Raw genomic sequence first — 12,563 nt, forward strand, 5'->3', positions numbered from 1 at the left:
CATGGACCAGCTCACCACCGTGCTCGTCACGGTCATCCTCATCGCCGTGATCTTCGCCCTGCTCCGCCGGGGCTGGACCACGCGCGTGCGACGCCAGTCGGGGATCGCCGCGCCGGCCGAGCCGCCCGCGGGGATCGAGGAGCGCGAGCCCCGGCTCGTGGTCCCGGGCATGTACGTGAGCACCACGGAGACCGGCGCCCCGCTCGAGCGGATCGCCGCCCACGGGCTGGGCGTCCGCGCCCGGGCGACGGCCCTGGTCCTCGACGACGGCGTGCTGTTCGACCGGCAGGGCGCCCCGGCCCTGTTCGTCCCCGCCGCGGACGTCGTGGCCGTGGGAACCAGCTCCGGGATGGTCGGCAAGTTCGTGGAGAAGGACGGGCTCGCCGTGCTCACCTGGTCGCTGGGCTCCACCGTGGTGGACACCGGCTTCCGCACCCAGCGGGCCGAGGACAAGCAGCGCCTCCTGGCCGCCGTGGAGGCGATCGTCCCGGCACCGCACTCCTGACCCGCCGGCGGCACCCCGCCGCCGCCACGCCTTCCCGACCCGCAGACCTGAACGTGAGGACGACCTTGACCTCGATCACCACTGAATCCGCCGTGCTCGTGCTGGAGGACGGCCGCGTCTTCCGCGGCCGCGCCTACGGCGCGCTCGGCACCGCCCTCGGCGAGGCCGTGTTCTCCACCGGCATGACCGGCTACCAGGAGACCATCACCGACCCCTCCTACGCCGGCCAGCTCGTCGTGCAGACCGCCCCGCACATCGGCAACACCGGCGTCAACGCCGCCGACGCCGAGTCCCGCCGGATCTGGGTGTCCGGCTACGTCGTGCGCGACGCGGCCCGCCGCCCGTCCAACTGGCGCTCCGAGGGCTCCCTCGACGAGCAGCTGGCCGCGCAGGGAGTCGTCGGCATCCAGGACGTCGACACCCGGGCCATCACCCGCCACCTGCGGGACCGCGGCGCGATGCGCGGCGGGATCTTCTCCGGGGACGCCGCGCTGCGCCCCGACGCCGAGCTCGTGGCCGAGGTCGGCGCCGCCGAGCGGATGGAGGGACGCCGGCTCGCCGAGACCGTCTCCGCCGCGGAGGCCTACGTCGTCGAGCCCGCCGAGCACGGCTGGACCGGCGAGGTGCTGCACGACCTCGTGGCGGTGGACCTGGGCATCAAGTCGATGACCCCGCACCGCTTCGCCGAGCGCGGGGTGCGCGTGCACGTGGTGCCCGCCGACACCGGCTTCGAGCAGATCAGGGCCCTGGCCCCGCGCGGCGTGTTCTTCTCCAACGGCCCCGGCGACCCCGCCACCGCCGAGCGGCAGATCGAGACGCTGCGCGAGGTGCTGCGCGCCGGCATCCCGTTCTTCGGCATCTGCTTCGGCAACCAGCTGCTCGGCCGGGCTTTGGGCTTCGGCACCTACAAGCTCGTCTTCGGCCACCGGGGGATCAACCAGCCGGTGCTGGACCGGAAGACCGCGCGCGTGGAGATCACCGCCCACAACCACGGCTTCGCCGTCGACGCGCCCCTGGACGGCCCGGTCGAGGCGCCCCTGGGGGAGTTCGGACGCGTCGAGGTCAGCCACGTGTGCCTCAACGACGACGTGGTGGAGGGGCTCAACTGCCTCGACCTGCCCGCGTTCTCGGTGCAGTACCACCCGGAGGCCGCCGCCGGCCCGCACGACGCCTCCTACCTCTTCGGCCGGTTCATCGAGCTGATGGACAGCCACCGGGACGGCCGCGCCGACCCGACCATCGACAACGCCGTCCCCGGCGGCGCCCAGAGCGCACAGGACGCACAGGAAGAAGGGCAGAACTGACATGCCGCGCAGGACAGATCTCACCAGCGTTCTGGTCATCGGCTCCGGGCCGATCGTCATCGGGCAGGCCGCGGAGTTCGACTACTCGGGCACGCAGGCCCTCCGGGTGCTCAAGGAGGAGGGCCTGCGGGTGATCCTCGTGAACTCCAACCCGGCGACCATCATGACCGACCCCGAGTTCGCCGACGCGACCTACGTGGAGCCCATCACCCCCGAGGTGGTGGAGAAGATCATCGCCAAGGAGCGCCCCGACGCCCTGCTGCCCACCCTGGGCGGTCAGACCGCGCTCAACACGGCGATCGCCCTCGACGGCAACGGCGTGCTCGAGAAGTACAGCGTGGAGCTGATCGGCGCCAACGTCGAGGCCATCAACCTCGGCGAGGACCGCGAGAAGTTCAAGGGCGTGGTGGAGCGCTGCGGCGCCGAGTCCGCCCGCTCGGTCATCGTGCACTCCATGCCCGAGGCCCTGGCCGCGGCCGAGGAGCTGGGCTACCCCATGGTGGTCCGCCCGTCCTTCACGATGGGCGGCCTGGGCTCGGGGATGGCCTACGACGAGGAGGACCTGCACCGCATCGCCGGCGCCGGCATCCAGTACAGCCCGACCTCCGAGGTGCTCCTCGAGGAGTCCATCCTCGGCTGGAAGGAGTACGAGCTGGAGATGATGCGCGACAAGCACGACAACGTCGTGGTCGTGTGCTCCATCGAGAACTTCGACCCGGTCGGGGTGCACACCGGGGACTCGATCACCGTGGCCCCGGCCATGACGCTGACCGACCGCGAGTACCAGAACCTGCGGGACATCGCGATCGCCGTGATCCGCGAGGTCGGCGTCGACACCGGCGGGTGCAACATCCAGTTCGCGATCGAGCCGGACACCGGCCGCGTCGTCGTCATCGAGATGAACCCGCGGGTCTCCCGCTCCTCGGCCCTCGCCTCGAAGGCCACCGGCTTCCCGATCGCCAAGATCGCCACGAAGCTGTCGCTGGGCTACACCCTCGACGAGATCCCCAACGACATCACCCGCAAGACCCCGGCGTCCTTCGAGCCGACGCTGGACTACGTCGTCGTGAAGATCCCGCGCTTCGCGTTCGAGAAGTTCCCGGCCGCGGACCCCACGCTGACCACCACCATGAAGTCCGTGGGCGAGGCCATGGCGATCGGGCGCAACTTCACCGAGGCGCTGCAGAAGGCCATGCGCTCCCTCGAGCAGAAGGACTCCAGCTTCTCGTTCGTGCGCCCCGAGCTCGACGACGACGCCCTGGCGCGGCTCGTCGACGCCACGCGCACGCCCACCACGGAGCGCATCCGGCAGGTCCAGCAGGCCCTGCTGGCCGGCGCGTCCGTGGAACGGCTCTACGAGGCCACGGGCATCGACCCCTGGTACCTCGACCAGCTGGTGCTGCTCAACGAGGTCGCCGACGTCGTGCGCCAGGACGGCGACCTCACGGTCCGCACCCTGCGCCTGGCCAAGCGGCACGGCTTCTCCGACGCGCAGATCGGCGAGCTCGCCCACCTGGCCGAGGACGTGGTGCGCGGCGTGCGCCACGCGCTGGGCATCCGCCCGGTGTTCAAGACCGTCGACACGTGCGCGGCGGAGTTCGAGGCGTTCACCCCCTACCACTACTCCTCCTACGACGAGGAGAACGAGGTGGGCCGGCACGAGCGTCCCTCGATCATGATCCTGGGCTCCGGGCCGAACCGGATCGGGCAGGGGATCGAGTTCGACTACTCCTGCGTGCACGCGTCCATGGTGCTGCGCGAGGCCGGGTACGAGACCGTCATGGTCAACTGCAACCCGGAGACCGTCTCCACCGACTACGACGTCTCCACGCGGCTGTACTTCGAGCCGCTGACCTTCGAGGACGTCATGGAGGTCGTCGAGACCGAGCGGCGCACCGGCGGGCTGCTCGGGGTGTTCGTGCAGCTGGGCGGACAGACCCCGCTCAAGCTCGCCGCCCAGCTCAAGGCCGCGGGGGTGCCGATCCTCGGCACCACCCCGGAGGCCATCGACCTCGCCGAGGACCGCGGGGAGTTCGCCCGCGTGCTCGGCGAGGCCGGCCTGCGCCAGCCGAAGAACGGCACGGCGTCCACCTTCGCGGACGCCAAGCGGATCGCGGACGACATCGGCTACCCGGTGCTCGTGCGCCCCTCGTACGTGCTCGGCGGCCGCGGCATGGAGATCGTCTACGACGAGCCCGCCCTGGCCCGCTACCTGCAGAACGCCACCGAGGTCTCGTCCTCGCGGCCCGCGCTGATCGACAAGTTCCTCGAGGACGCCATCGAGATCGACGTGGACGCCCTCTACGACGGCCGGGAGCTCTACGTGGGCGGGGTCATGGAGCACCTCGAGGAGGCCGGCATCCACTCCGGCGACTCCGCGTGCACCCTGCCCTCCATCACCCTCGGCCCGGACGTGGTCGAGCGCGTGCGCGAGGCCACCCTGGCCATCGCCTGCGGCGTGGGCGTGTGCGGGCTCATCAACATCCAGTTCGCCGTGGCCTCCGACATCCTCTACGTCATCGAGGCCAACCCGCGGGCCTCCCGCACCGTGCCGTTCGTCTCCAAGGCCACGGGCGTGCAGCTGGCCAAGGCCGCGGCCCTGATCGGCACCGGCACGACCATCGCCCAGCTGCGGGCCCAGGGGCACCTGCCCCAGCGGATCGACGGGAGCACGCTGCCGGCCTCGGCCCCGGTGGCCGTGAAGGAGGCCGTCCTGCCCTTCGCGCGGTTCCGCACCGCCGAGGGGGCCGTGGTCGACTCCCTGCTCGGCCCGGAGATGCGCTCCACCGGCGAGGTCATGGGCCTGGACAAGTACTTCGACACCGCCTTCGCCAAGGCCCAGGCCGCGGCGAACGTCTCCCTGCCCACGTCCGGGCGGATGTTCGTCTCGGTGGCCAACAAGGACAAGCGCTCCTCGATCGCCTACGTGCGGATGTTCCGCGACCTGGGCTTCGAGATCCTCGCCACGGGCGGGACCGCCGACGTGCTGCGCCGCAACGGCATCGAGTCCACCGTGGTCCGCAAGATCCGGGAGACGGCCCCCGGTGAGCGGACCATCGTGGACCTCATCGCGGACGGGGAGATCGACCTGATCTTCAACACGCCGGCCGGCGGTGCCGCCCGCGGGGACGGCTACGAGATCCGCGCCGCGGCCACCAGCGTGGGCGTGCCGCTGATGACCACGGTCTCCGTGCTGGGCGCCGCGTTGCAGGCCGTCACCGCGCTGCGCTCCTACACGTGGGACGTGACGAGCCTGCAGGAGCACGAGCAGCGCCTGGAGGCGCTCCTGCGCGCCGACGAGCCCGAGGTCGTGCGTGCCTGAGCCCGCCGCCCCGGCGCCCTCCGCGCCCGGCCGCACGCCCTTCGGCGCGCGGCTGGGCGCGGTGATGGACGAGCACGGCCCCCTGTGCGTGGGCGTCGACCCGCACCCGGGCCTGCTGGACGCGTGGGGCCTGCCCCGCTCCGCCGAGGGCCTGCGCCGGTTCACGCTGACGGTCCTGGAGGCGGCCGCCGGCCACGCCGCCGCGCTCAAACCCCAGGTGGCGCTGTACGAGCCGTACGGCGCCGCCGGGTTCGCCGTGCTCGAGGAGCTGCTCGCGCAGGCGCGGCAGGCGGGCCTGCTGACCGTCGCCGACGCCAAGCGCGGAGACATCGGCTCCACGATGGAGGCCTACGCGGCCGCGTGGCTGGGGGAGGGGTCCCCGCTCGCGGCGGACGCCGTGACGCTGAGCCCGTACCTCGGCTTCGAGTCGCTGCGCCCGGCCCTGGACCTGGCCGCCCGCACCGGCCGCGGCACGTTCGTGCTGGCGCTCACCTCCAATCCCGAGGGCCGCTCCGTCCAGCACGTCGGGGGCCAGGAGTCGGTGGCGGGATCCGTGTGCGCCGCGGCCGCGGCCGAGAACGCCCGGCTCCTCGGGGCCGGGGGCGGGCCCGCCGCCCGGGCCGGCCTGGGCTCCTGCGGACTCGTGGTGGGCGCCACGGTCGGCAACGCCCTGACCGAGCTGGGCATCGACCTCACGGCCGTGCGCGGCCCGCTGCTCGCCCCCGGCTACGGCGCGCAGGGCGCCCGCGCCGAGGAGCTCCCGGCCGTGTTCGGCGCCGCGGCCGGCCAGGTGCTCGCGGCCTCGAGCCGGGCCATCCTGCGCCGCGGACCGGACGCCGCGGCGCTGCGGGAGGCCGTCCGCCGCTCCGCCGGGGAGCTGGCGGTCGCGCTGGGCTGAGCCCCGGATCCCTCCCCGCGGACGCTCCGCCCCGGTCCCCGGCGACGACACCCCTGGTCACGCCCCGGTCGTGTCGCGTGGCAGAGCATCGATCTTCATGTAGTTTCTTTAGCAAACGGGCTGTCCGTCCTCTCGTGGGACGGGGGCTGCAGTCCGTGGCGACGAGGAGGAACCACATGGCACTGCGTCCGTTGACCGATGAGGAGCGAGCCGCCGCGCGGGAGAAGGCAACCAGGGCACGGACGGCGCGCGCCGACGTGAAGAAGGGGCTGCGCGAACGCCGCCTGACGGTCGCCGAGATCCTCGACCGCGCGGACCGGGACGAGGCCGTGAGCCGGCTGAAGGTCTCGGACCTGCTCGAGGCCACCCCCGGCATCGGCAAGGTCCGTTCCGCGGCCATCATGGACGAGATCGGCATCGCCCGCACCCGGCGGCTGCGCGGGCTCGGCGTGCACCAGCGCAAGGCGCTCATCGAGCACCTCGACCGCTGAGGCCCGCGGGCGGGGCGCGGGGGCCCGGGCGCGATCCGATAGATTGGGGGAAACACCCCAGTCCCAGGAGGATGCCCGTGAGCCCCGACGCGCCCCGCGCCGCGCGCCCGTCCCTGACCGTGCTCGCCGGACCCACGGCCGTGGGCAAGGGCACGGTCTCGACCTACGTCCGGGACCACTACCCCCAGGTGTGGCTGTCCGTGTCCGCGACCACCCGGGACCCCCGCCCGGGGGAGATCGACGGCACCCACTACTTCTTCGTCTCCGACGAGGAGTTCGACGCGATGGCCCGCGACGGCCAGCTGCTGGAGTGGGCCGTGGTGCACAACTCGCACCGCTACGGCACGCTGCGCTCCACCGTGGAGCAGGCCCTCGAGCGCGGGCGCAGCGTCCTGCTCGAGATCGACCTGCAGGGCGCCCGCCAGATCCGCAACACCATGCCGGAGGCCAACTTCGTGTTCCTCGCCCCGCCCAGCTGGGACGAGATGGTCGCCCGGCTCGTCGGCCGGGGCACCGAGACGGCCGCGGAACAGCGGGTCCGGCTGGAAACCGCTAAACTGGAGCTCGCGGCAGAGCCGGAGTTCGACCACACCGTGATCAACGACCGGGTCGAGCGCGCCGCCGCCGAACTCGTGCAGCTCATGGGGGTCGACCCCGAGCAGGCATCCTGATACCCGTCCACCCCGTCTGGAGCAATCGCTTGTCTACCCACACCGAAGGCATCATCAACCCGCCGATCGACGCCCTGCTGAAGAAGTCCGACTCCAAGTACGGGCTCGTGATCTTCGGCGCCCGCCGGGCCCGGCAGATCAATGCCTACTACTCGCAGCTGCACGAGGGCCTGTTCGAGTACGTCGGTCCCCTCGTGGACACCCAGCTCAACGAGAAGCCGCTGTCGATCTCGTTCCGCGAGATCGACGAGGGCCTCATCGAGGGCCGCCCGGTCGAGCACGCCGGGTTCGCCGAGAACGGTCAGCTCACCACGGAGGCCGACCTCGCCGCCGACGTCTTCGGCGCCGACTTCTTCGCCCAGGGCACCGAGGAGAGCGCCGTGGACTTCTCCGCGGACGCCGCCTTCTCCGGCGGCACCTCGGTGGACTTCTCCTCGGGCTCCGAGGCCCCGGCCGAGCCGCTGGGCGACCTGCCCGGCAGCGGCGAGGACAACACCGCCGACGGCGCCGGCGACGCCGCGGACGCCGCTCCGGAGGAGCCGGGGCGGGAGCCCGGGGACCTCCGGGACCTGTGAGCCGGCCGGCACCCCAGCGACGGGGCGCGGCGGCATGAGGATCGTCCTCGGCGTCGGCGGGGGCATCGCCGCGTACAAGGCGGCGCTGCTGCTGCGGCTGTTCACCGAGAGCGGCCACACGGTGGTGCCCGTCCCCACCGAGGCCGCACTGCGCTTCGTGGGCGCCCCCACCTGGGAGGCGCTCTCGGGCCAGCGGGTCAGCACGGACGTCTTCGACCGGGTCGAGGAGGTCAACCACGTCCACCAGGGCCAGGCCGCCGATCTCGTCGTCGTCGCCCCGGCGACCGCCGACCTGCTGGCGCGAGCCGCCCACGGGCACGCCGACGACCTGCTGACCACCACGCTGCTCGCCACCCGCGCCCCGGTGCTGTTCGCCCCGGCGATGCACACCGAGATGTGGCTCAACCCCGCCGTGCAGGCCAACGTCGCGGTGCTGCGCGCCCACGGGCACACCGTCCTGGAACCGGCCGACGGACGGCTCACCGGACCCGACTCCGGCCCCGGCCGGCTGCCCGAGCCCGAGGTCGTCCGTGACGCCGCGCTGGCCCTTGCCGGCCGCGGTGACACCTCCGGCGGCCCGCTGGCCGGCACGCGGGTGCTCGTGAGCGCGGGCGGCACCCGCGAGCCCCTCGACCCCGTCCGGTTCCTGGGCAACCGCTCCTCCGGCAAGCAGGGCGTGGCGATCGCCGCCGCCGCCCGGGACGCCGGCGCCGCGGTGACGCTCGTGGCCGCGCACCTGGAGACCCCGGTGCCCGCCGGTGTCGAGGTCGTGCACGCCGGCACCGCCGAGCTGCTGCGCCGGGCCTGCGTGCGCGCCGCGGTGCGCGCCGACGTCGTGGTGATGGCCGCCGCGGTGGCCGACTACCGCCCGGCCCGGATCGCCGACGCCAAGCTGAAGAAGGCCGAGGACGGGTCCAACCCCGTGATCGAGCTGGTGCGCAACCCCGACGTCCTGCGGGAGCTCGTGGACCTGCGCAACACCGCCCGGCGCCGTCAGCTCCTCGTCGGCTTCGCCGCCGAGACCGGTGACGCCGAGACCGACCCGCTGACGTTCGGGCGACAGAAGCTCGTGCGCAAGGGGTGCGACCTGCTGGCCGTGAACCACGTGGGGGAGAACCTGGTGTTCGGCCAGGACACCACCGCCCTGACCGTGCTCAGCGCCGACGGCACCCCCGAGCAGCTCCTGGAGGGGTCCAAGGCGGACGTGGCCCGCGGGCTCGTGGCGCGGATCGCGCAGGAACTGGCCGGCGCCCGCGCCTGAACCGGCCGCGTCCGTCCCTCTGCCGACCGCGTTCGCCGCCGGTCCCGACGGGCCCGAGCCGGGGCGGCGCTGCGCCGTCCGGGCCGCCCGGTAGTGTGGTCTCCCGTGAGCGAGACGACCCAGCACCTGAGACTGTTCACCTCCGAGTCCGTCACGGAGGGACACCCCGACAAGATCTGCGACCAGATCAGCGACTCCATCCTGGACGATCTGCTGCGCCAGGACCCCGAGTCCTCCGTGGCGGTCGAGACCATGGTGACCACGGGGCTGGTCCACGTCGCCGGCGAGGTGAAGACCCGCGGGTACGTGGAGATCCCCAACGTGGTGCGCAAGACCCTGCTGGACATCGGCTACAACTCCTCGGTGCACGGCTTCGACGGCGAGTTCTGCGGGGTGTCGATCAGCGTGGGGGAGCAGTCCCCGGAGATCTACGAGGGCGTGTTCCAGTCCCTCGAGGTCCGCGAGGGCACCGCCCGCGACGCCCGCGACGCCCAGGGCGCCGGGGACCAGGGCATCATGTTCGGATACGCGTCCGACGAGACCGAGGTGCTGATGCCGGCGCCGATCTTCATCGCCCACCGCCTCTCCGAGCAGCTCACCCGCGTCCGCAAGACCGCCGTGCTGCCGGGCCTGCGCCCCGACGGCAAGACGCAGGTCACCCTCGGCTACGACGGCCACCGGCCGGTGGCCGTGGACACCGTGGTGGTCTCCTCCCAGCACGTCGAGGGCTACGACCTCGACCAGCTCGCCTCCGACCTGCGGCAGAGCGTGATCACCCCCGTGCTCGAGGACACCGGGCTGGACCTGTCCGGGACCCAGATCATCATCAACCCGGCCGGCAACTTCGTGCGCGGCGGCCCCGTCGGGGACGCCGGCCTGACCGGGCGCAAGATCATCGTGGACACCTACGGCGGCATGGCCCGCCACGGCGGAGGCGCCTTCTCCGGCAAGGACCCCTCGAAGGTCGACCGCTCCGCGGCCTACGCGATGCGCTGGGTGGCCAAGAACGTGGTGGCGGCCGGCCTGGCCGACCGCGTGGAGGTCCAGGTCGCATACGCGATCGGGCGCGCCGCCCCCGTGGGCCTCTACGTCGAGACCTTCGGCACCGAGAAGGTCGACCCCGTGCGGATCGAGCGCGCCATCGACGAGGTCTTCGACCTGCGGCCGCTGGCCATCATCGAGGACCTCGACCTCAAGCGCCCCATCTACGCGCGGACCGCCGCGCACGGGCACTTCGGCCGCCCCGAGCCCGAGTTCACCTGGGAGCGCACCGACCGCGTCGCGGACCTGCGGTCGGCCGCCGGGATCTGACCGTGGACCCGGAGGACCCCGGGGCAGCCGCGGAGGGCCCGCGGCAGCTGTCGCTCCTCTCGGGTTTCCCGCCCCTGCCGCCGCGTGCGGACGCGAAGGGCGTGGGCGCGGTCCGGCCGGCCGAGCACGACCCCGTGGCCCGGGTGCTGCTGGACACCCACGTCCCGCACCTGGACCGGCCGTTCGACTACCTCGTGCCGGCCGAGCTGGCCCAGGCGGCCGTGCCGGGCGCCCGCGTCAAGGTCGGCTTCGGGGGCCAGGAGCTGACGGGCTACGTGCTCGAGCGCACCGCCGACTCCGAGGTCATGCACCGGATCCAGCCCCTGCGCCGGGTGATGTCCCCGCTGCCGGTGCTTGCCCCCGAGATCGCGAGGCTGGCCGAGGACGTCGCCGCCCGCTCGGCCGGCACCGCCGCGGACGTCGTCCGGGTGGCCGTCCCGCCCCGGGTCGCCCGCGTCGAGAAGGAGGTCGAGCAGCGGCTGGCCGAGGCGCCGGGCCACTCCACCGGTCTGTCCCCGCAGGCCCCGGGCCCCTCCCACGACGCCGCGCTGGCGGACTACGCCGGTGGGCCGGCGTTCCTGGCGGAGCTGGCGGCCGGGGCCTCCCCGCGGGCCGTGGCCGAGGTGCTGCCCGCCCATCCCGCCCACGACTGGACGGACGTGCTGGCCGCGGCGATCGGCGCGGCCTGGCGGGCCGGGCGCGGAGCGGTCGCCGTCGTGGCGGACCAGAAGGCGCTGGCGCGGCTGGAGCGCTCGGTCGTGGACGAGATCGGCGGTGAGCACCTCGTGCGCCTGCACGCCGAGGACGGCCCCACGCCCCGCTACCGGGCGTTCCTCGCCGCGGCCACCGGCCAGGTCCGGGTGGTCCTGGGCACCCGCTCCGCCGCCTACGCCCCCGTGGACGACCTCGGCCTCGTGGCCTGCTTCGACGACGGCGACGAGAACCTCGTCGAGCAGCGCGCCCCCTACCAGCACGTCCGGGACGTGCTGCTGCTGCGGGCCGGGCGCAGCGGGTGCGCGGCCCTGTTCGCCGGGCACGCCGTCAGCCCCGAGGCCCAGCGGCTCGTCGTCTCCGGGTGGGCGCGCCGGATCGCCCCCGCCCGGGACGTGCTGCGCCTCCACACGCCCCGGATCGTGTCCACCGCCGACTCCTTCCACGCAGCCCGGGACCCTCTCGCCTCCCGGGCGCGGCTGCCCGAGACCGCCTACCGCGCCGCCCGCGAGGCCCTCGAGCGCGGCCCCGTCCTGGTCCAGGTCGCCCGCGCCGGCTACGCCCCGCACCTCGCGTGCAAGCGCTGCCGGGAGCCGGCCCGCTGCACCGCCTGCGAGGGGCCTCTCGGGGTCGTGTCCCGGCGCGGGGTGCCCCGGTGCGGGTGGTGCGGACGCTCGGCGCACTCCTGGGCCTGCGCCGCGTGCGGGTCCCCGCGGATGCGCCTGGTCACCGTGGGAGCGCTGCGCACCGCGGAGGAGCTCGGGAGGGCGTTCCCGCAGGTGCCCGTCGTGGCGTCCTCGGGCGACGCGGTGCGCGCGGACGTCGCCGGGACCCCCGCCCTCGTCGTGGCCACCCCCGGCGCCGAACCGGTCGCGGAGGGCGGCTACGCCGCGGCCCTGCTGCTGGACGGCAACCAGATGCTCATGCGCCCCGCCCTGCGCGCCGCGGAGCAGACGCTGCGCCGTTGGTTCAACGCCGCCGCGCTGGTGCGCCGGGCCCGGGACGGCGGGATCGTGGTGGTCACCGCGGAGCACGAGGCCGCCGTGGGCGCGCTCGTGCGGTGGGACCCGGCCGGCTACGCCGAGCGCGAGCTGGTGGAGCGCCAGTCCCTGGGCCTGCCCCCGGCGGTGCGCTCGGCGGCCGTGACGGGCCCGGCCGCGGCGGTCGCGGCGTTCCTGGCCGACCTCGAGCTGCCGCCCGCGGTGCGGGTCATCGGGCCCACGCCCCTGGAGGACCACGAGCCCGGCCCGGAGGGGGAACCGGCCCCGCACCGGGCGCTGCTGTTCTTCGGCTACGGCGTGGCCGGCGAGGTCACCCGCCGGCTGCGGGCCGCCCGGTCGAAGGCCTCCGCGCTGCGCAAGCACCCTCCGGTGCACGTGCGCTGCGACGTCACCGACCTGCTCTGAGTCCCGCGCGCCCCCTCGCATCCGTGCAGAGCCGCACCCGCCCAGGACGGGTGGGTGTTGGCGCGCGGGCCGCGGTGTGGTTGGTTGGTGTCCTGGGGCCGCACCGCG

Annotated in this window: 10 protein-coding genes; all 10 read left to right on the forward strand. The window is 73.9% G+C overall.

What is annotated here, in order from left to right; translation table 11 throughout:
* Position 1 precedes the first annotated feature (1 nt).
* The 10 genes from ACH9D2_RS02135 (at position 2) to ACH9D2_RS02180 (ending at position 12,455) form a co-directional block, all read left to right on the forward strand.
* Complete coding sequence (locus tag ACH9D2_RS02135; RefSeq protein ID WP_396361109.1) at positions 2–505, forward strand: PH-like domain-containing protein; 504 nt, start codon at positions 2–4, stop codon at positions 503–505.
* Positions 506–570: 65 nt separating this feature from the next.
* Entirely contained in the window at positions 571–1,809 is a 1,239-nt protein-coding gene (gene carA, locus ACH9D2_RS02140) for a glutamine-hydrolyzing carbamoyl-phosphate synthase small subunit (protein WP_396361110.1), read from the forward strand.
* A 1-nt stretch (position 1,810) separates the two neighbouring features.
* Entirely contained in the window at positions 1,811–5,131 is a 3,321-nt protein-coding gene (gene carB, locus ACH9D2_RS02145) for a carbamoyl-phosphate synthase large subunit (RefSeq protein WP_396361111.1), read from the forward strand.
* A complete protein-coding gene (gene pyrF, locus ACH9D2_RS02150) occupies positions 5,124–6,029 on the forward strand; it encodes an orotidine-5'-phosphate decarboxylase (RefSeq protein ID WP_396361112.1) in 906 nt (301 codons plus the stop codon). The genes carB and pyrF overlap by 8 nt, the downstream gene beginning before the upstream one ends.
* A 176-nt stretch (positions 6,030–6,205) precedes the next feature.
* Entirely contained in the window at positions 6,206–6,520 is a 315-nt protein-coding gene (gene mihF / locus ACH9D2_RS02155; RefSeq protein ID WP_396361113.1) for an integration host factor, actinobacterial type, read from the forward strand.
* A 71-nt stretch (positions 6,521–6,591) separates the two neighbouring features.
* On the forward strand, positions 6,592–7,191 hold the full coding sequence (gene gmk, locus ACH9D2_RS02160) for a guanylate kinase (RefSeq protein WP_396361114.1): 600 nt from the start codon (positions 6,592–6,594) through the stop codon (positions 7,189–7,191).
* Between the two features lie 29 nt (positions 7,192–7,220).
* Positions 7,221–7,766, forward strand: coding sequence for a DNA-directed RNA polymerase subunit omega (rpoZ, locus tag ACH9D2_RS02165; protein ID WP_396361115.1), 546 nt, complete (start codon positions 7,221–7,223; stop codon positions 7,764–7,766).
* 34 nt (positions 7,767–7,800) lie between these two features.
* The gene (gene coaBC / locus ACH9D2_RS02170; RefSeq protein WP_396361116.1) at positions 7,801–9,027 is read left to right on the forward strand and encodes a bifunctional phosphopantothenoylcysteine decarboxylase/phosphopantothenate--cysteine ligase CoaBC; all 1,227 of its coding nucleotides are present in this window, start codon (positions 7,801–7,803) and stop codon (positions 9,025–9,027) included.
* A gap of 105 nt (positions 9,028–9,132) precedes the next feature.
* A complete protein-coding gene (metK, locus tag ACH9D2_RS02175; RefSeq protein WP_396361117.1) occupies positions 9,133–10,338 on the forward strand; it encodes a methionine adenosyltransferase in 1,206 nt (401 codons plus the stop codon).
* Positions 10,339–10,340: 2 nt separating this feature from the next.
* Positions 10,341–12,455, forward strand: coding sequence for a primosomal protein N' family DNA-binding protein (locus ACH9D2_RS02180; RefSeq protein WP_396361118.1), 2,115 nt, complete (start codon positions 10,341–10,343; stop codon positions 12,453–12,455).
* Positions 12,456–12,563: the final 108 nt, after the last annotated feature.

The sequence above is a fragment of the Kocuria rhizosphaericola genome, from assembly GCF_044462205.1.
Taxonomy (GTDB): domain Bacteria; phylum Actinomycetota; class Actinomycetes; order Actinomycetales; family Micrococcaceae; genus Kocuria; species Kocuria rhizosphaericola.